The organism is Caballeronia sp. LZ035 (assembly GCF_031451175.1).
GTDB lineage: Bacteria > Pseudomonadota > Gammaproteobacteria > Burkholderiales > Burkholderiaceae > Caballeronia.
In genome coordinates, this window is record NZ_JARUXS010000004.1 from 1,226,496 (window position 1) to 1,249,225 (window position 22,730).

The 22,730-nt window shown below is 62.9% G+C and carries 23 protein-coding genes and 1 tRNA gene; 18 read left to right on the forward strand and 6 right to left on the reverse strand.

The window, feature by feature from the left end:
* Positions 1-35: 35 nt before the first annotated feature.
* Complete coding sequence (gene msrB / locus QCE88_RS36005) at positions 36-560, reverse strand: peptide-methionine (R)-S-oxide reductase MsrB (protein ID WP_309910324.1); 525 nt, start codon at positions 558-560, stop codon at positions 36-38.
* A 178-nt stretch (positions 561-738) separates the two neighbouring features.
* Between msrB and QCE88_RS36010 the strand changes: the two genes are divergently transcribed.
* From QCE88_RS36010 to QCE88_RS36035, 6 genes are all read left to right on the forward strand, one after another.
* A complete protein-coding gene (locus QCE88_RS36010; RefSeq protein ID WP_309910325.1) occupies positions 739-1,470 on the forward strand; it encodes a response regulator transcription factor in 732 nt (243 codons plus the stop codon).
* Positions 1,467-2,984, forward strand: a complete 1,518-nt coding sequence (locus QCE88_RS36015) for a HAMP domain-containing sensor histidine kinase (protein WP_309910326.1) — start codon at positions 1,467-1,469, stop codon at positions 2,982-2,984. The genes QCE88_RS36010 and QCE88_RS36015 overlap by 4 nt, the downstream gene beginning before the upstream one ends.
* 628 nt (positions 2,985-3,612) lie before the next feature.
* Positions 3,613-4,233: a hypothetical protein gene (locus tag QCE88_RS36020; protein WP_309910328.1), complete on the forward strand. Its 621-nt coding sequence runs from the start codon at positions 3,613-3,615 to the stop codon at positions 4,231-4,233.
* A 660-nt stretch (positions 4,234-4,893) separates the two neighbouring features.
* Positions 4,894-6,705: an alpha/beta fold hydrolase gene (locus QCE88_RS36025; protein ID WP_309910330.1), complete on the forward strand. Its 1,812-nt coding sequence runs from the start codon at positions 4,894-4,896 to the stop codon at positions 6,703-6,705.
* 198 nt (positions 6,706-6,903) lie between these two features.
* On the forward strand, positions 6,904-7,329 hold the full coding sequence (locus tag QCE88_RS36030) for an organic hydroperoxide resistance protein (protein ID WP_309911025.1): 426 nt from the start codon (positions 6,904-6,906) through the stop codon (positions 7,327-7,329).
* Between the two features lie 117 nt (positions 7,330-7,446).
* The gene (locus tag QCE88_RS36035) at positions 7,447-7,884 is read left to right on the forward strand and encodes a VOC family protein (protein WP_309910331.1); all 438 of its coding nucleotides are present in this window, start codon (positions 7,447-7,449) and stop codon (positions 7,882-7,884) included.
* A gap of 141 nt (positions 7,885-8,025) precedes the next feature.
* Here QCE88_RS36035 and QCE88_RS36040 read toward each other — a convergent pair whose 3' ends face one another.
* Together QCE88_RS36040 and hpaC are read right to left on the reverse strand one after the other, a co-directional pair.
* Positions 8,026-8,532, reverse strand: a complete 507-nt coding sequence (locus QCE88_RS36040; protein WP_309910333.1) for an H-NS family nucleoid-associated regulatory protein — start codon at positions 8,530-8,532, stop codon at positions 8,026-8,028.
* A gap of 612 nt (positions 8,533-9,144) precedes the next feature.
* Positions 9,145-9,684 carry a 4-hydroxyphenylacetate 3-monooxygenase, reductase component gene (hpaC, locus tag QCE88_RS36045; protein ID WP_309910334.1) on the reverse strand — a complete coding sequence of 180 codons (540 nt, stop codon included), beginning with the start codon at positions 9,682-9,684 and terminating at the stop codon, positions 9,145-9,147.
* Positions 9,685-9,798: 114 nt separating this feature from the next.
* Here hpaC and QCE88_RS36050 point away from each other — a divergent pair, with 114 nt between their 5' ends.
* On the forward strand, positions 9,799-10,521 hold the full coding sequence (locus QCE88_RS36050; protein ID WP_309910335.1) for a DUF429 domain-containing protein: 723 nt from the start codon (positions 9,799-9,801) through the stop codon (positions 10,519-10,521).
* On the opposite strand, the gene QCE88_RS36055 is transcribed toward QCE88_RS36050, so the two are convergent.
* Positions 10,512-11,003 carry a nucleoside deaminase gene (locus tag QCE88_RS36055; protein WP_309910337.1) on the reverse strand — a complete coding sequence of 164 codons (492 nt, stop codon included), beginning with the start codon at positions 11,001-11,003 and terminating at the stop codon, positions 10,512-10,514. The genes QCE88_RS36050 and QCE88_RS36055 overlap by 10 nt on opposite strands.
* Before the next feature lie 31 nt (positions 11,004-11,034).
* On the reverse strand, positions 11,035-11,943 hold the full coding sequence (locus QCE88_RS36060) for a LysR family transcriptional regulator (RefSeq protein ID WP_309910338.1): 909 nt from the start codon (positions 11,941-11,943) through the stop codon (positions 11,035-11,037).
* Between the two features lie 71 nt (positions 11,944-12,014).
* Here QCE88_RS36060 and QCE88_RS36065 point away from each other — a divergent pair, with 71 nt between their 5' ends.
* The 4 genes from QCE88_RS36065 (at position 12,015) to QCE88_RS36080 (ending at position 16,242) form a co-directional block, all read left to right on the forward strand.
* Positions 12,015-12,998, forward strand: a complete 984-nt coding sequence (locus QCE88_RS36065) for an NAD(P)-dependent oxidoreductase (RefSeq protein WP_309910340.1) — start codon at positions 12,015-12,017, stop codon at positions 12,996-12,998.
* A gap of 15 nt (positions 12,999-13,013) precedes the next feature.
* The gene (locus tag QCE88_RS36070) at positions 13,014-14,525 is read left to right on the forward strand and encodes an aldehyde dehydrogenase family protein (protein WP_309910341.1); all 1,512 of its coding nucleotides are present in this window, start codon (positions 13,014-13,016) and stop codon (positions 14,523-14,525) included.
* A 67-nt stretch (positions 14,526-14,592) separates the two neighbouring features.
* Entirely contained in the window at positions 14,593-15,933 is a 1,341-nt protein-coding gene (locus tag QCE88_RS36075) for a DUF3100 domain-containing protein (RefSeq protein ID WP_309910343.1), read from the forward strand.
* Between the two features lie 93 nt (positions 15,934-16,026).
* Positions 16,027-16,242 carry a hypothetical protein gene (locus QCE88_RS36080; RefSeq protein ID WP_309910346.1) on the forward strand — a complete coding sequence of 72 codons (216 nt, stop codon included), beginning with the start codon at positions 16,027-16,029 and terminating at the stop codon, positions 16,240-16,242.
* Between the two features lie 93 nt (positions 16,243-16,335).
* Here the strand turns inward: QCE88_RS36080 and QCE88_RS36085 are convergent.
* Positions 16,336-16,412, reverse strand: a tRNA-Val gene (locus QCE88_RS36085).
* Between the two features lie 245 nt (positions 16,413-16,657).
* Between QCE88_RS36085 and QCE88_RS36090 the strand changes: the two genes are divergently transcribed.
* The 7 genes from QCE88_RS36090 to QCE88_RS36120 are packed head-to-tail and all read left to right on the forward strand — an operon-like array spanning position 16,658 to position 22,708.
* Positions 16,658-17,608: a ketopantoate reductase family protein gene (locus QCE88_RS36090; RefSeq protein WP_309910348.1), complete on the forward strand. Its 951-nt coding sequence runs from the start codon at positions 16,658-16,660 to the stop codon at positions 17,606-17,608.
* On the forward strand, positions 17,605-17,997 hold the full coding sequence (locus tag QCE88_RS36095) for a VOC family protein (protein WP_309910349.1): 393 nt from the start codon (positions 17,605-17,607) through the stop codon (positions 17,995-17,997). The genes QCE88_RS36090 and QCE88_RS36095 overlap by 4 nt, the downstream gene beginning before the upstream one ends.
* Positions 17,998-17,999: 2 nt before the next feature.
* Complete coding sequence (locus QCE88_RS36100) at positions 18,000-18,464, forward strand: MaoC family dehydratase (protein ID WP_309910351.1); 465 nt, start codon at positions 18,000-18,002, stop codon at positions 18,462-18,464.
* Positions 18,464-19,684: a CoA transferase gene (locus QCE88_RS36105; RefSeq protein ID WP_309910353.1), complete on the forward strand. Its 1,221-nt coding sequence runs from the start codon at positions 18,464-18,466 to the stop codon at positions 19,682-19,684. The genes QCE88_RS36100 and QCE88_RS36105 overlap by 1 nt, the downstream gene beginning before the upstream one ends.
* Positions 19,684-20,517 carry a shikimate dehydrogenase gene (gene aroE / locus QCE88_RS36110; protein WP_309910354.1) on the forward strand — a complete coding sequence of 278 codons (834 nt, stop codon included), beginning with the start codon at positions 19,684-19,686 and terminating at the stop codon, positions 20,515-20,517. Before QCE88_RS36105 ends, aroE begins: the two co-directional genes overlap by 1 nt.
* Before the next feature lie 20 nt (positions 20,518-20,537).
* A complete protein-coding gene (locus QCE88_RS36115) occupies positions 20,538-21,326 on the forward strand; it encodes an enoyl-CoA hydratase-related protein (RefSeq protein ID WP_309910355.1) in 789 nt (262 codons plus the stop codon).
* Between the two features lie 56 nt (positions 21,327-21,382).
* Entirely contained in the window at positions 21,383-22,708 is a 1,326-nt protein-coding gene (locus tag QCE88_RS36120) for an MFS transporter (protein WP_309910357.1), read from the forward strand.
* Positions 22,709-22,730: the final 22 nt, after the last annotated feature.

Below are 22,730 nucleotides of genomic sequence, written 5' to 3' on the forward strand. Positions count from 1 at the left end.
TGAGCTCGCGTAGAAAGGTTTCGGGTAGCAGCGCGTCAGGCGGCGCCGGGAGTGAATGTCATCGCCACGCCGTTCATGCAATAGCGCAGACCGGTGGGCTTCGGGCCGTCGTCGAATACGTGGCCGAGATGGCCCCCGCAGCGCCGGCAATGCACCTCGGTGCGCAACACGCCGAACGAGCCGTCCTGACGCGTGGCGACCGCGTGGTCGAGCGGCGCCCAGAAGCTCGGCCAGCCGGTGTGGCTCTCGAACTTGGTCCGCGACGAAAACGCCGCGAGCCTGCATCCCGCGCAACTGAAGGTGCCCGCGCGATGTTCGTCGTTCAGCGGGCTGGTGTAGGGGCGCTCGGTGCCCTCGCGGCGCAGCACGTCGAATTGTGCGGGGTGCAGCACGCGGCGCCATTCGTCGTCGCTGTGGACGATCTCGAAGCGCTCCGGCGGCAAAGCCTGCATTGCACGCTGCGGCGGCGTGCCCGCGAGGGCGCGGAAGCGGCCCGACAGCGCGAGCACTGAGGCGGCGGCCGCGGTGCCGGTCAGAAGAAAGCGGCGGCGAGTCGGCATGGCGTGATCCTGGTCGTGGACTGGAATGGCCTCATCCTAGACGCGCGTGCATCCCCGAGTCCTCACCGAAAGTTAAATTAAATGTGATAACTTGGCCGCGCGCATTTCTGCACAATGACGGCAGGGCGCGCCTCATCGTCATGCCGCATCGCCTTTCTGCCGCCACGCACCTTCGCCCATGGACCAACCGAAACGCATTCTGATCGTCGAAGACGACATGCACATCGCCGACGTGCTGAGTCTCAACCTGCGCGACGAACGCTATGAAGTCGTGCATTCCGCCGACGGCGCCGAAGGCCTGCGGCTGCTCGAGCAGGGCGGATGGGACGCGCTGATCCTGGACCTGATGCTGCCGGGCGTCGATGGCCTCGAAATCTGCCGGCGTGCGCGCGCCATGACACGCTATACGCCGATCATCATCACCAGCGCACGGTCGAGCGAAGTGCATCGCATCCTGGGACTCGAACTCGGCGCGGACGACTATCTCGCCAAGCCTTTTTCCGTGCTGGAACTGGTGGCGCGCGTGAAGGCGCTGCTGCGCCGCGTCGATGCCGTCGCGAAAGACTCGCGGCTCGAAACAGGGCGCATCGAGGCCGCCGGCATCGCGATGGATCCGCTCGCGCGCGAAGCCTGGGTCGATGGCGCGCGCATCGAACTCACGCCGCGCGAATTCGATTTGCTGCATCATTTCGTGCGCCATCCGGGCAAGGTGTTTTCGCGCATGGATCTGCTCAATGCCGTATGGGGTTATCGGCATGAAGGTTATGAGCATACGGTCAACACGCACATCAACCGGCTGCGCGCAAAAGTCGAGCGCGACGCGGCCGATCCCCAGCGCATCCTCACCGTGTGGGGCCACGGTTACAAGCTTGCGGCACAGAGCGCCGGCGAGCCGGGGGCCGCATCGTGAAGCTGACGCTGTCGCAACGGCTCTTCGCGGTGTTCTGCGTGCTGCTGCTGGCGTGCTGCGGCGCATCGGCGTGGCTGCAGATCCGGGCGAGCGACCTGCGCGAGAAGGAAGTCATCCAGAGCCTGTCGCGCGGCCTCGCGACACACGTTGCACACGACGGCGCACTGGCGGACGCGAAGGATATCGACGCGCCCGCGGTGCGCCGTCTGTTCAGCCAGTTGATGGTGGTGAACCCGAGCGTCGAGGTCTATCTGCTGGACAACACCGGCCGTATCCGCGCCGACGATGCGCCGCCGGGGCATCTGAGACGCGAACGTGTCGATCTCGCGCCGATCGAACGCTTCCTGAAAGGCGATGCCTTGCCCATTCTCGGCGACGATCCGCGCAGCGCCGACAAGCGCAAGGTCTTCAGTGCGGCGCCGCTGGGCGTGGCGGGCCAGCCGCCGTTCGGTTATGTGTATGTGGTGCTGCTCGGCGAACAGCACGATGCGCTGGCCGCGAAGGCGTCGGCGAGTGCGGTGCTGCGTACTACGCTTGCGTCGATGGGACTCGTGACGCTGCTCGGGCTGGTGGCCGGCGTGGTGGCGTTCGGGCTCGTCACCCGGCCGTTGCGGCGCCTGACCGAAGCGATGCGCCGCTTCGACGCGAGCGCGGCGCCCGGCGAGCCGCCGCTCGCCACGTTGCCGGCGGCGGTAGCGGCAGACGAACGCGACGAAATTGTGGTGCTGGAAAGCGCCTTCGCACAAATGGCGGCGCGCATCGGCGAGCAATGGCGCGAGTTGGGACGGCAGGATCGCGAACGCCGCGAGATGGTTGCGAATATCTCGCATGACCTGCGCACGCCGCTCGCGTCGCTGCATGGCTATCTGGAAACGCTGACGCTCAAGTCGGAGTCGCTTGCCGCCGCCGAGCGCCGCCGCTATTTGTCCATCGCACTGGCGCAAAGCACGAAGGTCGGTCATCTCGCGCAGTCGCTGTTCGAACTGGCGCGGCTCGAACACGGCATGGTCGCGCTCGAACGTGAAGCCTTTTCGCTGCCGGATCTCCTGCAGGATGTGTTCGAAAAGTTCGAGTTGCCCGCTCAGTCGCGCGGCGTGCAGTTGAACGCGCACCTTGCGCAGCGCCTTCCCAGCGTACTGGGCGATCTCGGCATGATCGAACGGGTGCTCACCAATCTGCTCGACAACGCGATCCGTCATACGCCGCCGCAAGGCGCCGTGGACGTCACGCTCGGCCACGTGGACGAAGAGGGCGGACGCGTGTGCATCACGGTCAGCGACACCGGACCGGGCATTCCTCCCGACATGCGCGATGCACTGTTCCAGCGGCCATTCACGTCTGGCGGGACGCATCGGGGCGGCCTCGGCCTGCTCATCGTGCAACGCATGCTGCAGCTCAATGACAGCCAGATCCGGCTGATCGACACCGGCGCACACGGGACCACGTTCCGCTTTGATCTGCCTGCGGCCAGCGCGCGCATGCGGGAAGACGCGGCGCCGGCGCGGCCGGCATAAAAAAAACCCGGCATATGACTGCCGGGCTGAATGGGATGGTCGTCACCTCGCCTCTAGCGCCGTTGGGATGCGCATGAAGCGGTGCCCGGTCGGACCATCCGCGTGGACGTGAAGATCGGATGTGTTGCGCGGCTTGCTTCTCTCGATGAACCGAGACGACTGCTTGCTTGCGCCACAAGAGACGTTTTAGTCTTCTCGCCTTAAACCAGTCTTAAGAAATGCATGGACGGCGCATTGCATGCTCCGGCTTACCCTTTTAAAGGCGGTGATGTAGTGGACAATCGTGAATGGCAATCGAGGTGGCATCGCGGTCTTGACGATGAAGTAATAAAAGAAACGTGCGTCTCCATGCGGAAAACTCTCCTTGGTTTCCCGCTGTATGTTTGCTAGCATGTAAGCGAGTTGCAGGATGCGGACCGCGCCCCGCACGTCAAATAACAGCGGTCAAACAACAGCGTCCCTGAAGTTCTCTATCCCAGGCTGGGTTCCAGCGCGCAGCGTCGCTCTGCGCAAAGCATGTTTCGCATCGTCGATCATTCGCTGTAACTGTTTTGGCTTGGAAAACCGGTGGTAAAAGCGCGGTGGCAAAAAGCGGCGCACATCTTATCGGCGCATCACGGGCCGCATAGTGGACGACGCTTACGTTCAAACATCACCGGCATTACACAACACGCTACACATCAGCACGGCTTCTTGGCGATATGCGCAAAGCAGGGCTCGCTTGGATGTCGAATGTCGCGCGTATCTCCTGACGTTGCAGGTGATTTCCAGGCAATCGGTCATCGTCATTGCAGATCCGGATGAAGGTGGAGTTGTCGCACGCATACGATCCGCTCAACCAGCGGGAGGAAACGTGGAAACGGAACTCAGTCAACGGCTCGCGAAAGCTTTATGGCGTTGTGCATCCCACGGGCACGTGTTGCCCTATCAGCGCTTTCATGCGCTCTGCGAACGAAGCATTCCGCTGGCGCAACGCTATGCGGCGCTCGAATCGGCCATCAAGACCCTGGGCGACGTGCGCGAGATCGACTATGGCGTTTTGATGGCGTTGGACAGCGGCCTGCCCGGCGCGGAGTTCTTTCAGCGCTACCTGCGTCATCGTCACAGCGAATATGTGCAGTTGATGGGCGACCCGAAATATCACCGGCAAACGCTCGCGCACAAGCGCACACTCGTCGCCGGTGAACGAGACCGGGTGTATGCGCATGCACGCCTCATCGGCGAAGAGCGGGGGCGGCAAGCGGCCTGAGCTGAGAGTGACCTTTGCTTGGCGCCAGGCGTGATGCTTCGACGCAGATCGCGCTTGACAGCCCGTTGATCAAGGCGCCCTTACGCCGCTTGCGCGACGCAAGCGGTGACGCAGTCCTTCATCCTGTTGCGGCATCCGCTGATACCCTTACCGGACCTTCAGTTCCATTCAGTGTTTACCATGACTCCGCAAGCGGATGTCATGATGACGCTAGCGATTCCCGCATGCCTTTCGCGATGGATAACCGGGCAATGAAACCCATTCGAAAGCCAGGCATCGAAAGGCTTACTGTCCTTCATGCGTGAATGAGCGCTGCCAAACACAAGCCCCCGCGTTAAGCGCCATTTGATAGCTTCTTTGGGCACAATTTGCGGACCGAATGTCGTGATGGCGGGAGCGATTCATATAATCGCCTCAATACCTCGCGAACCCGCGACAGGTAAAGCCGGATGGAATCCATGAGATGGCACTCCTGGATTGCCTGTAGTCCGGCTTGACAGACAGCGGGCCATTTTCGCATCCGGGAACGTTGATTGCGCACTAATACCTCCACGGTTGTGTGCGCAGCGACGTTGACGGCCTGACATGTCAAGGCGAGACTTGCCGGCAGCAGACATGACACGCCGAATTGCGCGCCACCAGAGACGAGGAAAAGATCTAATGAGACCGGTTGTATTCGGGAATCGCTTCGGATGGCTGCATGCAGGGACGGGCACGCGCGGCGTGCTGCTTTGCAATACATACGGCCACGAATACGTATGGACATACAGCGGCATGCGGCATCTCGCCGACGCCTTGTCCGCGCGCGGCCTGTGGGTGCTGCGCTTCGACTATCGGGGAACGGGCGACTCGGCAGGAGCCGACGGCGCGCCCGACCAGTTCGCTTCGTCCGTCGACGACGTCGAAGCGGCCATCGACTGGTTTAAAGAGACCACGGGCATCGACCACCTGACCTTGTGCGGCTTTCGCGTGGGCGCGGCATTCGCGCTCGAGGCTGCCCTGCGCAGGCCAGTGGACGAACTGGTGTTGCTCGCGCCGGTGTCGAGCGGGCGCATCTATATGCGCGAGCTCAACATCGTGCGCAAGACCTGGCTGGACCAGCTTGCGCCTCCGCTGCGCGAGATGCAGCAGTCCGCCGAACCGCTCAACGTGCTGGGTCAGGTCTATAGCGACGAGTTCAAGCGCTCGCTCGAACAGATCGATCTCGTCGCAAGCGTGAAGCGCGTTGCCGCCGCACCTGCGCGGCGGACGCTCATCATGAACGTGCGGGCGGGCGGCAAGGATCCGCTGCGCGATGCGCTCGCGGAACGCGGCGTCGAAGCGGACGTGACGCCGTTCGAGGATCTGCTCGGCTTCATCCAGGAAACGGCCTTCAATGCGCTGCCACGCGCGGCCTTCGAAGAAGCGGTGCAATGGATGACCCGCGACGCCGCGCCGGAGCAGGGCACGCCGCCTGAAGCCGTGAAGCCGCAGGAAGCGTGGCCTGACCTGACGATCGAAACATCGGAAGCGATCGAGCGGCCGGTTTGCATCGGCGAGGAAGGGCTTTTCGGGGTGCTGTGCGAGCCGCGCACCGGCCTTTCGCGCGGCTCGGTGTTCCTGATCGCCAATACGTCGGCCAGCTCGCGGGTGGGCGACAGCAGGCTTTCCGTACGCATTGCACGCGAACTCGCGCGCCGCGGCGTGGCCTCGTTGCGCTTCGACGCACGCGGCCGCGGCGATAGTCCGGCAGCCTCGGGCATCGTGCAATCGGATACGGCGTTTGGCCGCATCTATAACTCGGTGGCGACCGACGACACCGCCACCGCCGCGCGCTGGCTTTCGCGCCAGGGATACAAGTCGATCTTCTCGTTCGGCGTGTGCTCGGGCGCCTATCACGCGTTGAAAGCCGCGTTGATCGAAGACTCGATCACCGGCGTGGTCACGGTGAATCTGCCGACCTTCAAGAAGCCCGCCGATATCGCGCCCGATGCCCTGCGCCAGTCGACGCGCAACTCGATGGCAGGTTATGCGTTTTCGATGCTCGATCCGCAGAAATGGAAAGCGATCCTGCGCGGTGAAAAAGATCTGAAGCGGGTACTGCGTTTCGTGTCGGGCTATATGATGACGCGCGTACGCTCACGGGTCGTCGACGTATTGCGGCTCGACCGCCTCACCCAAACGCCGCCCGAACTCGCGACCGAGCCCGGCCCGATGATTCGCGCGCTGGATGCCAGGCATGTCAAGACGGTGCTCATCTACGGCGCCTACGATGCGGGCATGGACCTGATTGCCGCGAACTTCGGCAAGGGCGGCGCACGTCTGTCGCGCTTTCCGTCGGTGCGCATGGCCGTGTTCTCCGACGCGGATCACTCTCTCTTCATGCCGAGCGGTTCGAGCCAGGTGGTGACGCTGTGCGAGAGCGTGGTCAAGGAAACGAGGGCGACCGTCGCGGATGCGATGTTTCCCGGGCGAGAGCCCGTCGTGCTCTGATTCCTGATCGTTCTTTCCTCCTGCGACTTCCTTTCCCGCGCGAAGCTTAAGCGAGCTTCGCGCGTCTTGCGTATCCTTCCATAGCAGAACCCGCCGCACGCGGCGGTGTTCCTGTTCCATCGAGATCCCTCTCAGCGAAGCCCGTGCGCTTGCATTGTGCGCGAGGCTCGATTCGCTTCCCAACCCAGGAGTCTGATGATGTCGATCGAAAAGGTTTTATACCGCGCCCATGCTCATGTCACCGGCGGCCGCGATGGACGCGCCAACATCCCTGAAAACAATCTGGATCTGCGCCTGACGACGCCGAAGGAACTCGGCGGCGGCGGTGGAGACGGCACCAATCCCGAACAGTTGTTTGCCGCCGGCTACAGCGCATGCTTTATCGGCGCGATGAAGTTCGTCGCGGCGCGCGACAAGATTGATTTGCCGAAGGACCTGGCTGTCGACGGAAACGTCGGCATCGGTCAGATTCCGAATGGCTTCGGCATTGAAGTGGAACTGAAGATCTCGCTGCCCGGCATGGATCGCGGCGCTGCTCAGGCGTTGATCGACAAGGCGCATATCGTGTGTCCTTATTCCAATGCGACGCGCAATAACATCGACGTCACCTTGACGCTGGCCTGAGCCTCGGCCGGGTCACTTGATAGTCTTCACTTGATTGACTCACAGGTCTATCCGGGCAATGAGGCAAGGCGCTCATGAGCGAGACGCTGGCCTCACCCCGATCATCCGGAGGACGCGATGACGCAAACGCAGACGCAGACGCTGACAATCGGGCTTGATCACATTGGACTGACCGCGCGCCATCTCGAGGCGACGCGCGATTTTTTCGTTAAATGTCTTGGCTGGAACGTCGTAGGCGAGAAGCCGGATTACCCGGCAGTATTCGTCTCGGATGGCAGCCTGCTGGTGACCTTATGGCAAGCCAAGGAAGAGCCGCCGGCCGACTTCGATCGCCGCAAGAACGTGGGACTTCACCACATTGCATTGCGGGCTGCGAATGAAACGGCATTCAACGAGATTCTCGAACGCGTCTCGACGTGGCCGGGTGTCATCGTGGAATTTCCGCCTGAACTGCTCGGCGCCGGACCGAAACGGCACATGATGATTTATGAGCCTGGCGGCATACGGGTGGAATTCGACTTCGATCCGCGCATTCAAGGAGCGGGGAAGCAGTAGCGTACTGACTGGCCACTCGAGAGTGGGCCACTTGAGAAAAGAGACGGCCAAATAATCAACCGAACTTCGCGATTGAAATTCGCCGTCTCCAAAACCATGCCGCTGCGGTGCTTTCTCAGCCAACAAGCTGAGGCAATAAGCTCAGGCGATAAGAAACGGCGTGCGGTCTTCGGCGGATGCCAGCCATGCGGGCGCACGGCCGCGGCCGCTCCATGTGGCGCCGCTTTGCGGATCGCGATAAAGAGCCGGTTGCGGGCCGCGCGGTTGCCCCTTGCCATTGGCGCTGCCCTTCGTCTTCGTGGCCGCGCGCTTTTTGGTCTTGGTCGCGCCCGACGCAGCGCTTCCTACTGCAAACTTGCTGCGGTCCCGCGCCTTGGCAATCCATGCCGGCGCACGGCCTCGCCCGCTCCAGGTAGCACCCGTCTTCGGGTCTTGATAAGCGACGACCGAGGCTTTGCGGGACGAAGCGGCGCGTCCTGATTTCTTGCGCGAACCCGTGAATTTCTCGATGTCCGAAATTGTCAGATTATGGCGCGCCATCAGATCATGAATCTTTTGCAGCGCGCTTTCCGATTGCGTGGCAAGTAGCGATTCGGCCTTCGCCTGCAGCGCCTCGATACGTGCCTGAATGTTTTCGAGCGTTGGCATGGACTTTCCTCTATCGATTTGTATTTTCGAACTATGCCATGCGCATGCAGCATACGCTAGAGGCAATAGACTTCCATCGCATGAAAAGAATCATTTAAAGATATAAGAAGCGGGCTTGTTAAACCTTTTGGCAGGCCGACTCGCTGCATCTTTTTTTGCATTCCGTACTTCGCGGCTATCCGATCGTGCATGGCTCAAGGCGCGTGAAGCGAGTATAAGAGGCGGCAAGGCGCTAGTCGTCGGCTTTCAAAGAGCAAGCACGTGCTTGACGAAAGGTCGGCAGCGCAAGGCCGGCATGACGCTCCGGCGCTTCAAAAGTTATCGGATGCCGGTCCCGGCGCCATGCTGCCAAGCCCTTGCCATGACGTCTCCACCGACTGTACTTTGTTTCTCTTTGCGGAATTCAGCAACAATCCAGACCCGATTACGTTTGCAAGCCAATTCGCGCCTCGCGCCCCGACCGTGTTGCACCGCTTCACCCGGAGGCGTCCGGGATACCTCACAATTCATTACGCATCGTTACGGTGTTTAACACCCGGGAGAAGCGAAAACGGAAAGAAAACAAAGCAAATACGGTAATCATTTAATTGGAAGAAGCATGCCGGCAATCATTCACAGCGCAGTGCATCCACGCGGCACGCGATGAAAATTGCGATCGAAATAAATCAGGCTATCGCCGTCGCCGCGCACGCGTATGGTCGTCGTTTCGACGAACATCACCGAATGGGAACCGACTTCCTTGGCCTCGACAATCCTGCCTTGCAGGCTCGCAAGTGCATCGCGCAATACGGGTACACCGTTTTCGCCTTCATCCCACACGGGCAGCGAGAAGCGTTCTTCCATCGAGAGCCGGGTGAGGCCGGCAAAGTGCCGGGCCATTTCCTCGAAGTGACCGGGCAATACATTCACGCACACGTGTCGATTGCCCGCAAAGGCCGCATGCATCGAACTCGACCGGTTGATGCAGACCAGCAGGGTGGGCGGTGCATCGGTGACGGAACACACGGCGCTTGCCGTAATACCGCAGCGTCCATGCGTGCCGGCCGTGGTGATGACGTTCACGGCCGCGCCGAGATGCGCCATGGCCTGGCGGAATTGCTTGCGGACCGGGTCGATTTCATCGCGTGCCGTGCGGCCGGGCTGAGCAGACATGACGCCTCTCCTGTTCTTTTGTCTTTGCTGTGCATGTATAGCAAGCGGCGTCCGGGGCGTCCGCGCTGAGCCGCACAGATGCGCAGGAAGATCCGCACTTGCTACGATCACGGCATGACTATCGATCTCTTCGGCATCGACGGCTGCAAGGCGGGATGGTGGGTCGCCCGACAGCACGCGGGAACCGGCGCTGTCTCGACCTGTGTAGTCGACCGCCTCGACCTGCTTCTCGACTGGGAACACGAGCACGCGATTGTCGCTATAGATATCCCCGTCGGGTTGTCGGGCAACGGCGTGCGCGCTTGTGACAGGCATGCGCGCGCGCTGCTCGGACGTCCGCGTGCCAGTTCGGTATTCGCACCGCCGACACGCGCGGCACTGTCAGGACGAACTTACGAAGAGGCCTGCGCGATCAATCAGACCGAGTCCGGCAAGCGGATTTCGATTCAGGCCTTTCATATCGGCAAGAAGATCGCTGAAGTCGATGCGCTCTTGCATCGCCATGCCGCCGCGCGCTCGCGCATCTTCGAAGTTCATCCCGAGTTGAGCTTCATGCATCTGGCGATGGAGCAGGGCGGCCCTGAACACGGTTTGCGCGAAAGCAAGGCGCACGCGACGGGATTCGCGCTGCGTCATGCATTGCTGGTCCAATGCTTCGGTAGTGCGGTGGATGCGGCGTTGGCCGCAAGACGGCCGGCGCAGGCATCGCGGGACGATGTGCTCGACGCCTTCGCCGTCTTGTGGAGCGCGCGCCGTATCGCGGCGGGACGGGCGCTGCGCTTTCCCGACCCGCCTGACGCCGATACATCCGGCATCCCCATGGCGATCTACTGCTGACCCGTGCTCCTTCGATAGCTCGCCACGTGCAATGCCTTCACACGCTCGGCGAAGGCTTCAACGGGTCCATCGACGGCGGTGTCGCCGATCACGTCCTGGATCGCCAAGGGACGCACACGGCCGGGCGTCGCACCGAGTTCGGCGCGCCAGTGCGTGAACTGTTCGGCTGACGCCGCATAGACGATGCGCCCCAGGCCGACCCACGCATGCGCTGCCGAACACATCGGGCAATGTTCGCCGGAGGTGTACACCACGGCTTCGCGACGCTGCGCTTCCGGCAGGTTCTCCGCAGCCCAGCGGGCTATGGCGAACTCCGGATGACGCGTGTGATCGCCGCCGCTCACACGATTGCGGTCCTCGAACAGGATGCGGCCATCGGCTGCCACGAGCATCGAGCCAAACGGTTCGTCGCCTGCGTCGAGCGCTTCCTGCGCCAGATCAATGCAGCGAAGCAAATGGCGCTTGTCGGTATCGTCGATCATGCGAGTTCTCCTGTCATTAAAGAGTGCAAGGCTAGCGAAACGCGCGCATATGCGCCGTCATGAGTTGCAGCATCTTGTTGGACGCCACCGAAAGCCTGCGTCCGGTGCGCGTGACGAGATGCGCTTCCGCATCGGCGAGGATGGGATGAGGAAGGTCGATGGCGAACAATTCACCCGCTTCCATCTCGCTCGTCACGGCAAAGGCGGGCAGCACGGTAATGCCGAGTCCCGACTTCACGAACTGCTTGAGAATGGCGATCGAGTTCGTGGTCACCACCGGATCGAGGCGGAGCTTCTCCGCATATTCGACCGCCTGCAACATCTGCCGCGTGCCGTAGGACGCATGCGTGACGGCAAGCGGAAATTGCGCGAGTTCCTGCACGCTCAGCGACTTGCGCTCGCGCCGTGGAAAGCGGGCGCCGACAATCGCCATCATCGGCTGCCGCTTGATCGCGCGTGATACCAGCTTCGGTTCCTGCGGCGGATTGTAGACGAGCCCGATCTCGCCTTCGTCCTCGGAGATTTTGCGGATCACGTCGTTGGTGCCGCCGAGATCGAGATTCACGTTAATGCCGGGATGTTGCTTGCAAAAGCGCGGCATCGGCCCCGACAGCAAGTCCGAGACGAAGCCCTCGCCAAGCACGATGTTCACATGCCCCGTGCGCAGGCCGCGCAATTCCTGGAGTCGCGAGAGCAAATCGTCGCGGTGCGCGAGTTGTTCCCGGAAATATTCGATCACGCACTGGCCGGCCTCGGTCGGCTTCACGCCGCGTGCATGGCGTTCGACCAGCGCCGCGTCCAGTTCCTTTTCCAGCAGGCCGATCTGGCGGCTTACCGCCGATGGCGCGACGTTGAGGTAATCGGCCGCCGCGCGGATCGTGCCGCAGCGGACGGCTTCGAAGAAATAGACGATGCGGCTGTCGGTGAGATTGTCTGTCATGGCATCCAGGGCTTCAGCGTGCTTCCGCCGCAAGTAACGTTCTAAAAATTAGAACACATCCAATATTGGCGTTGATTGGTTATACGGCTTGCCGGGCGGATCATGGCATCCATGCACAACGCGCGGAGCGGCGGGCAGAGGGCTGCCTCGCCAGGCGCCGCGCATCGGACGGAGGGTTTTCGCGGATGAAGACGGTAGGTGTGATCGGACTCGGCAACATGGGGCGCGGCATGGCGCGCTCGGCGGCGCGCGGCGGGTACCGCGTGCTCGGTTTCGACGCGGCGCCCGGCGCGGCCGCGGCACTGGAAGCGGATGGCGTGGAGGCGCGTGACTCGATCGCGGCCATTGCGGGCGAGGCCGACGTGCTGATCCTCTCGCTGCCGACCTCCGCGATCGTGGAAGAGGTCGTGCTCGGGAAGGGCGGCGTCGCGTCCAGCGGCAAGGCCGGCCTGATCGTCGTGGATACGACCACCGCCGATCCGGACAGCACCCGCAAGGTGGCGGCGGCGCTCGCGGAATGCCGCATCGGTTTCGTCGATGCACCCGTGAGCGGCGGCCCGAAAGGCGCCGCGACCGCGACGATGACCATGGTGTTGGGCGGCTCGGACGCGGACGTCGCGGCGGTCGAACCGATCCTCGCCGTCATCAGCGCGAAGCGCGTGCATGTCGGCCCGGTCGGCGCCGGCCACGTGACCAAGATCATCAACAACATGCTGACAGGCGTGCATCTGCTCGCCGCCAGCGAGGCCGTGCGCGCGGCGCAGGGCGCGGGCGTCGATCCGGAGAAGCTGGTGGAGGCGCTCAACGGCGGCTCGGGACGCAACAGCGCGACGCTCACCAACTATCCCACCTGGATCTTCAACGGCAAGTTCGACTCCGGCTTCACGATGAAGCTCATGCGCAAGGACGTGCGCCTCGCCATGGCGCTGCTGGACAACGTTCATGAGGACGCACCCATCGCGAAGGAAGCGGGGCGGCTGTGGGCGGCCAGTGAGGCGAGCATCGGCGACGCGGAGGACTTCAACCGCATCGTGCAGTTCATCGAATCGAAGTAAGGGGACTTGACGGACATGGAACACAACGCAGCAGAACAACTTCTCGCGGCCTTCGCGCATTTCTTCCCGAACGCGAAGACCATCGGCTCCTATGTGGGCGGCGAACTCATCGAAGGCTCGGGCGAAAGCATCCAGCTTCACGATGCCGCCACCGGCAAGCCGAGCCTCGCGTATCGCGATGGCGGCGCGGCCGTGGTCGAACAGGCCGCAGCGGCAGCCGCGCGCGCGCAGAAACAATGGTGGGCGCTCACACACGCCGCGCGCGGCCGGGTGATGTTCGAGATCGCACGCGAGGTCCGGAAGGAAGCCGAGGCTATCGCGCGGCTCGAATCGCTGGGCTCGGGCAAGCCGATCCGCGATTGCCGCGGCGAAGTGGCGAAGGTCGCCGAGATGTTCGAGTACTACGGCGGCTGGGCCGACAAGTTCTATGGCGACGTCATTCCGGTGCCGACCTCGCATCTCAACTACACGCGTCGCGAGCCCGCCGGCACGGTGCTGCAGATCACGCCCTGGAATGCGCCGGTGTTCACTTGCGGCTGGCAGGTCGCGCCCGCCATCTCGATGGGCAATGCGGTGCTGCTGAAGCCTTCCGAACTGACGCCGTTCACTTCGCTCGTGGTGGGCCTGCTGGCGGAGCGCGGCGGCGCGCCGAAGGGGCTGATCAACGTGCTCGCGGGGCTTGGTCACACGGTGGCGCAGGCGGCGATTGCCCACAAGGTGGTGAAGAAGGTCGTGTTCGTCGGCTCGCCGGCGACGGGCGCGCGCATCGCGGAAGCCGCGGCGAAACGCGTGCTGCCGTGCGTGCTGGAACTGGGCGGCAAATCGGCCAACATCATTTTCGCGGACGCCGATCTCAAGCGCGCCGCGCTGACCGCACAGGCCGCGATTTTCGCAGGCGCGGGGCAGAGCTGCGTGGCGGGCTCGCGGCTGCTGGTGCAGCGCTCCGTGTATGACGAGTTCGTCGCGATGGTCGCGGCGGGCGCGAAGAAAATCAAGGTCGGCGCACCGCTCGACGATGCCACCGAAGTCGGTCCCATCAACAACCGCAAGCAGTACGATCACGTGATGTCGATGATCGACAAGGGCGTCAGCGCGGGCGCGACGCTCGCGGCAGGCACGATCGAACGTTCGGAGGCGGGCTATTTCGTGCCGCCGACGGTGCTGGCCGGCGTCACGAACGACATGGACGTCGCGCGCATGGAAATCTTCGGGCCGGTGGTCGCGGCCATTCCGTTCGATACGGAGGAGGAAGCCGTCGCGATCGCCAACGACACCGAGTTCGGCCTGGCGGGTGCGGTATGGACGAGCGACGTCGGGCGCGCGCATCGCGTGGCGGGACAGGTCGATGCCGGCACCTTCTGGGTCAACGGCTACAAGACCATCAACGTGGCGTCGCCGTTTGGCGGCTATGGGCTCTCGGGGTATGGTCGATCGAGCGGCGTCGAAGCGCTCTACGAATACACGCAGACCAAGAGCGTATGGGTGGAAACCGCAAAAGAACCGGCCACGACCTTCGGCTATCTGTGACCTTGCCGCCCGCGCCGTGCAAACGGCGCGGGCCACTATGAACGAACGACGCACACGGGAGAAGCGCATGCAAAGCACAATGAGCGCGGAAAGCGCACACGGCAGTGGCCTGAGAACCGCGAAGCTGTTTTTCTATGCGGCGGTGATTCTGCTGATCGCCGAGTTCATTGGTTCGTTCACATTCAAGATCGGTCCGGGCAAGGTCATCCTGCTGCCGATGATCTGGGCGCTTCTCCTCGGCGCCGCGCTCGGACTCGTCTCCGAACGCTGGAACAGCGAGGCGCGTCTCGACGTGCGCAGCCAGTTCTACGCGGCGGCAATTCTCCAGCCGGCGCTGTTGCTGTTCGTCGCGAAGCTCGGTCTCATGGTGGGCAGCGCGTTGCCGAAGCTCGCCGCGGCCGGCTGGGCGCTGGCGTTCCAGGAACTCGGGCACTTCGTCGGCACGATCCTGCTGGGTTTGCCGCTCGCGCTGCTGCTCGGCATCAAGCGCGAGGCGATCGGCGCGACCTTCTCGGTGGGACGCGAGCCGAGCCTCGCGATCATCGGCGAAAAGTACGGTATGGATTCCGCAGAAGGACGCGGCGTGCTCGCCGAATACCTGACCGGCACGGTGTTCGGCGCGGTGTTCATCGCGATCTTCGCGGGCTTCGTCGCCAGCTTGCATATCTTTCATCCGCTCGCGCTCGCCATGGGGTCGGGCGTCGGGTCGGGCAGCATGATGGCCGCCGCATCCGGTGCGATCGCCGCGCAACAGGATCCGGAAACGGCCAAGTCGGTGCTGACCTTCGCGGCGGCCAGCAATCTGATTACGACGACCATCGGCACCTATTTCACGCTCTTCATCTCGCTGCCGATGGCGATCTTTGGCTACCGCCTGCTCGAACCGCTGATCGGCCGCAAGACAAAGGCCTCCGACGCAAGCGAGGCAGTCACGGCAGCGCCGCAGCTGGGCGAAGTGAAGACCAGCGCGCCCGAACTCGGCTATGGCGGCAAGCTGCTCGCGTGGGGCGTGACCGCGGTGATGGCGCTCGTCGCCGACTGGATCACGCACGGCACGACCCCGCTGCAAGCCCTGCCCGGGATGGCGATCATGGTCTTGGCGACGATCGTCGGCGACGCCGTCGCGCAGGTCACGGGCCGCAAGATTCCCGCGGTGTGCTGGGTGTCGATCGTCGCGATGTTCCTGACTTCGCCGTGGTGCCCGTGGGGCGCGCAGATCGCGACGCTCAGCGCGCAGAACGATTTCCTCGGCGTGACCACGCCCATGCTGACTTTCGCGGGCCTGTCGATCGCCAAGGACATTCCGGCCTTCAGAAGGCTTGGCTGGCGCATCGTGCTGGTGTCGTTCGTGGCGAATGCGGGGACGTTTCTCGGCGCGGCGCTCGTGGCCCAACTCTTTCATATCTGAGCAGCGAGCGAGAACAGCAGCAACGGATACGGCAGCGGGCAGGGCGGGTTAAAATCGATGCGTCTCTTATCGCGCCTCAATGCGCCCGCTGCCATGGACTCTCACTCGGGCAAGGAAAGCACCCGCAAGATCTCGCACCGCATGCTCAACGTGCTCACGGCGCTTGTCGGCCTGGCCACGCTCGCGCTGGGCGTGACATGGCTGATCTACACGTGGATCGTCGATCTCGAAGTCCAGTACTTTGCCATTCCGCTGGTGCTCACCGTGCCGGTGATCGTCGCGGTGGCGTTCCGGAACTGCTGGGACTGATGAGCGCTTGACGTCGCGCGCATCGACTACGCGACAATAAAAAAGCACCGCAACGATGAAGATCGTGGCGGTGCTTTTTTCATGAAATGTCGCTGGTAGGCTCGATTGGATTCGAACCAACGACCCCCACCATGTCAAGGTGGTGCTCTAACCAACTGAGCTACGAGCCTACAGAAGGCGCGAATTATAGAGGAAGCTTTCCCGTTGTGGGAAGAGCCGCGAGAAAATATTTTCCAGAAACACGCGGCAGGGTAGCGGACCGGCGCGCTTGACCCGCTCTTTCATCTGAGGCGCATTCCGCGCAGCGGCTCGACTTCCCGACCCATTATTGCCTCACGCAATGTCGATATTAAATCCATTGCATTGTCAGCATGTCTGCCCGGCCGTATTGTCGTCTCCATTCAAGGAGACGTTCATGAAGATTGCATTTCTGGGAGCAGGCGCACTGGGTTGCGCGATCGGCTCGGCGCTGACCGAAGGTGGCCATGAGACCTGGCTCGTCGACCGCTTCGCCGCGCACGTCGAGGCCATGTCCCGCGACGGCCTTCAGGTCGACGACGAGCGCGGCACGCGCCGCGTCAAGGTTCGCGCAACGATGAATCCGGCGGAAGTCGGCCCGGTCGATGTCGTGATCGTGCTGGTCAAGTCCTTTCACACCGATGCGGCGATGCGCGGCGCGCTCGACCTCGTGGGTCCGGAAACGGTCGTGCTGTCCCTGCAGAACGGACTGGGTCACGAAGACGTGCTCAGCGAGATTGTGGGACGCGAGCGTGTGCTTGCCGGGAAGACCTATGTGGGTGGCGTGCTGCGTGGGCCCGGACATATCCAGTCGGGCGTGACGGGGAAGCTCACGATCATCGGCGAGCTCGATGGTCAAATCACGAGCCGTGCGAAGGCGATCGCGGAAGCGTTCAACAGCGCGGGCCTGACGACCACGGTCAGCGACAACATTCTCGGCACGATGTGGGACAAGCTGCTGATCAACGTAGCGACCGGCGCGATCACGGGCATTACCCGTCTCACCTACGGGCAGCTCTACGACGAGCCCGTTCTGAAGGCGACCTCGCTTGCCGCCATCGAAGAAGCGATGGCGGCGGCACAGGCCGCAGGCGTCAAGCTGTCCATCGCGCAGGCTGAAGACGCCTGGAACATGGCCGCCGACGGACTCTCGCCGGCGTTCAAGACATCGATGCTGCAAAGCCTCGAGAAGTCCTCGGTCACCGAAATCGACTTCATCAACGGCGCGGTCGTGCGTTGGGGCGAACGCCTCGGCGTGCCGACGCCGGTCAATTCGACCCTTGTCGCCTGCATCAAGGGTATTGAGCGCGCGATGACAGATCGCCAGAAAGAAGGAGCCGCGGCATGAGCGTTCCGAAAGCCTATCTCGAACACGTTGCCATCTGGGTCAAGGACATCCACTGGCATATCCGCTTCTTCGAGGAAGTCCTCGGGATGACCATGCGCGAGGTCGACGGCACACGTGAAGCGCCGCGGCAGTACTGGACACTGGGCGGCCTGCAGTTCATCAACGAGCCGCGTTTCGAAGGGCCTGAAGGCCGGCTCGGGCATCTCGGCGTGATGTGCGAAGACCTGGAAGCGGCGCTTGCGGCCGCGCAGGAGTTCGGCGTCACGGAAATGCCGCAAGGACGCAACTGGCTGCGTCTGCCCGATGGCCTCGCCGTCGAACTCATTCAGGCGAAACCTGCTACGTGCGTCGCTCAGGCGCTGGCAATCAATCCCCGCGCGGAGGCGTGAGCATGAGCACTACCATCATCGAGAAGTATTGGGACGACGCGCAGGAAGGCGACGAATGCGTGAGTCCGACCTATACGGTCACCAAGGCACGCATCCTGGCCTATGCCGATCTCACCGGCGACCACACGCCGGTGCATGTGGACGAGGACTACGCCAACGCGAGCCATTTCGGTTCGATCGTGGCGCACGGCCTGTTCGGCCTGTCGATAGCCGATGGACTCAAGACGCAAAGCGACTATCGCTTCCTGCCCGGCATGTCGCTCGGCTGGACCTGGGACTTCCTGCTGCCGATCAAGGTCAACGACGTGCTGCATGTGAAGTTCCGCGTCGGCTCCATGCGGGCCAGCAAGAGCAAGCCGGAGTGGGGCATCGTCGTCCTGCCATCCGATCTGATCAATCAGAACGGCGATGTCGTTCAACGCGGCGAACATCGCCTGATGATTCCGCGTCGTCCGGGAGCCAACTGATGCAAGCCCGTCCTCTCGAAGGTATTCGCGTCGTCGATTACAGCCATTTTCTTGCGGGTCCGTATGTCGGCCGCTGTCTCGCGGCACTGGGCGCGGAAGTCATCAAGGTCGAACGTCCCGGCAGCGGTGACGCAGGACGCCAGCACGCCACCATTCTCGATGACCAGCAAAGCGCTTACTTCCTGCAGCTCAACATGGGCAAGCGCGGCGTGAGCGTCAACATGAAGGACCCGCGCGGCAAGGCGTTCATGGAGCGTCTCTGCGATTCGGCGGATGTGTTCATCGAGAACTATCGGCCCGGCGCGCTGGACAAGCTTGGCCTGGGTTACGCCGCGTTGTCCGGGCGCAATCCGGGGCTCGTGTACTGCTCGATCTCGGCATACGGACACACCGGGCCGGATGCGCATCGTGCGGGCTTCGGCCTGATCGCAGAAGCCAAGAGCGGCATCATGCAGATGATCGGCAATCCCGGCGAACCGCCGCCACTCATGCGCATCTCGCTCGGCGACATGTACACCGGCATTCACGCGGTTGCCGCCATCAACGCCGCGCTGCTGGGCCGCGTGAAGAGCGGGCGCGGTCAGCATATCGACATGGCGTTGTACGACACGCTGTTTTCGATGCACGAGTACGCGGTGCAGTGCTACACCATGCAGGGCATCGTGCCGGAGCAGACCGGCCACGACATGCCGACATCGACGCTTTACGGCGTGTTCCGCGCGGCCGACGGCGATCTCGTCATCGCTGCACAAGTCGATGATTCCTGGAAGCGCTTTGCCACGATCGTCGAGCAGCACGGCGGCCCCGCGGGCTTCGCGGCCGACACACGGTTTCATAGCCTGAACGGACGCAACGCAAACCGTGAGGCGGTGCTTTCGGTGGTGAAGCAGTGGGTCGCCGCACGCTCCGTCGCGGAGGTGCTGGCGCTGCTCGACAGCGTGGACGTGCCTTGCGCGAAGGTGCAGCGCATCGACGAAGTCGTGGCCGATCCACAGATCGTCGCGCGTGGGATGGTGATCGAGCAGGAGCATCCGCGCCTGGGCAAGCTGCGTCTGCCGAACCTTCCGTTCCGCTTCTCCGACTGCGATACGTCCATTCGCGAAGTCGGGCCCGACCTCGGTCAGCACAATGCCGAAGTTGCGCAATCGCTGGGCTTCAGCGCCGCCGAGATCGACGCAATGCAGACCGATGGCGTGCTGTTTTCAAAAGGAACTGCGTGATGAGCGACTCATACGCGGTCATCGGCAATCCGATCGGGCACACGAAGTCACCGCTGATTCATGGACTCTTCGCCCAGGAGACCGGGCAGGACATGCGCTACGTTGCGATCGAAGGTCCGCTTGAACCGGCGCAGGCCTTTGCCGATACGGTCAAGGACTTCATTGCAGCGGGCGGCAAGGGCATGAACGTTACCGCGCCCTTCAAGCTGCACGCATTCGCCATGGCCGACGAACGCAGCGAACGCGCGGCGCTCGCCGGCGCGGTCAACGCGATGAAGTTCGAGAACGGACGCGTCATCGCCGAGAACTTCGATGGCGTCGGACTCGTGCGCGACATCGAAGTCAATCTGAACCAGCCTATGGCAGGCAAGCGCGTACTGGTGCTCGGCGCAGGCGGCGCGGTGCGCGGCGCGCTGCTGCCGTTCTTGGCGGCGCGGCCGGCGCAACTCGTTATCGCCAACCGACATGTGGACAAAGCGAAGGCGCTCGTCGAACAGCTTGCCTTGAACGGGTCGCTCAGCGCATGTGGCTATGCGGAACTGGAGTCGATGGAACCGTTCGATCTCATCGTGAACGCAACGTCCGCAAGCTTGACCGGACAGTTGCCGCCTGTTCCTCCGTGCGTCTTCAGCCCGCACGCAACCGCCTATGAACTCGCCTACGGCAAAGGCCTCACGCCTTTCCTACGGCTCGCACGCGATGCGGGTGTGCAAGGCATCGCGGATGGCGTCGGCATGCTGGTCGAGCAGGCGGCTGAAGCCTTCGCGTGGTGGCGCGGGGTTCGTCCGCAGACACGGGCGGTGATCGACCGACTCACCGTTCCGCTCAACTGACGCGTGCGAGGAAGCTTCGAATGCAAGCCGAGACATACCGTTACTGCCGCTACGAAGTGGAAGGGCCGTTGCTGACGGTGACCATCGACCGGCCCGAGGTGCTCAATGCGCTGCATCCCGATGCTCACCGCGAACTCGGCGATGCCTTCGACCGCTACGCCGCTGATCCATCCCTACGCGTGGCGATCGTGACCGGCGCGGGCGAACGGGCGTTTTGCGTCGGCACCGATCTGAAAGCGCTCGATGCCACTGGAGACCACACGAAGCCGTCGACAGGATTCGCAGGCATCACCCATCGCTTCGACTTGTGGAAGCCGCTGATTGCCGCGGTGAATGGCCTTTGCCTTGGCGGCGGCATGGAGATGCTTGCGGCATGCGATATCGCCGTCGCATCCGATCATGCGCAATTCGGTTTGCCGGAACCGCGCGTCGGTCTCGCGGCGCTGGGCGGCGGCCTGCTCCAGCGCTTGCCGAGGCAGATCGGCATGAAGGACGCCATGGCACTGGTCCTGACCGGCAAACGCATACCCGCCGACGAAGCCAGGCGCGTCGGACTGATCAACGAGGTCGTGCCCGCAGCGGAGTTGATGGATCGGGCGCGGGCGCTCGCTGAAGACATTCTCAAGTGCGCGCCGCTCGCTATCCAGGCATCGAAGCAAGTCATGTTGATGAGCCTCGCAGAGGCCAGTCTCGCCTCGACGATGCACGAGGACTATCCGCTCGCACAGCGCATGCTCGCCAGCGACGACGCACGCGAAGGTCCGAAGGCGTTCGCGGAGAAGCGCCCGCCGATCTGGACCGGGCACTGACCTTTCCATCGAACCGCTCGGAGAAGCGGGTTGATGCTTTTATCCAGGAGACGAACTTGACACCGCAAGAACACGCAATGAACAGCGACCGCGCTGTTCACGTAGAGCACGCCGACGAAAAGCAGATGGCGAACCGGGCGGCGCTCAGCAGCATCGCCGGATCCGCGCTGGAATGGCTGGATTTTGCGGCTTACGGGGCCATTGCCGCCACCGTGTTGCCGCAACTATTCTTCTCGAAGACCGATCCGACGACCGCTACGCTCGCAGCGTTCGCGACATTTTCCGTGGGTTTTATCGCACGTCCGCTCGGCGGGCTGACCTGCGGCTACTTCGGTGATCGCGTCGGCCGGAAGAACATGCTGGTCTTCACGTTTCTCCTGATGGGCATCTGCTCGTTCCTGATCGGCATACTGCCCACTTATGCATCCATTGGCATGCTCGCACCGGTCGCGCTTGTCACGCTGCGCTTCATGCAAGGTTTCGCGCTCGGCGGCGAGGTCACGGGCAGCCAGTTGCTCACGATGGAGCATGCACCCAAGAACCGGCGCGGCTTCTACAGTTCCTTCATCGCCATGGGATCGCCGCTTGCGCAAGTGCTGGCCAACGCCGTGTTGTTCGGTGTCGCCGCGCTCGTCACGAATGAACAGTTCCTGCAATTCGGCTGGCGTATTCCGTTCCTGTTCAGCTTTCTGCTCGTGGCCATCGGCTTGTTCATCCGGATGCGCATCTCCGAAACGCCCGCGTTCCAGGCGGAGATGAAGAAGAAGCGTTCGGGCCACTCGCAACCGGCAAGCGGCTTCGCGAAGCACAGCGGGACGATCCTGCGCCTCACGTTTGTCTGGGCGGCCGTCTCCATTGCCTACTTCATTGCGACCGTGTTCATCCTTTCGTATGCCACGACGAAGCTCGGCGTATCGAAGCAGACGGCTTTCGCCATTCTGATCGTCGCGCATCTCTGCTCGATGTTCGCGATGGGCCTCGGCGGCGTCCTGTGCGATCGCCTCGGACGCCGTCGCGCCATGTTGGTCGGATCGCGTTCGATGCTGGCTGCGTTCATCGTTTTCTTTCCGCTGATCCTGAGCGGACACACTCTCCTGATGGGCGTGGCCATCGTGTTTCTTCTGTGTGCGGCACAGTTTCATGCGGGCGTCCAGCCCGCTTATTTCGCCGAAGCCTTTCCGACCGAGTTTCGCTACCGCGGATCGGCCGTAGCCTATAACCTTGCCGTGGTGATCGGCAGTAGTGCTCCGTTCGCCGCAACCTTGATCCAGGCCGAGACCGGCGGCGCGACATGGCCGATTGTCGCGGTCGGCATCGTCTTCAATCTTGTTTCGATGTGGGCCATTCACGCCGGCCCGGAAGGCTGGCAGAAGCATGCCTGACGCGTCCTGTCCATTGACGCCT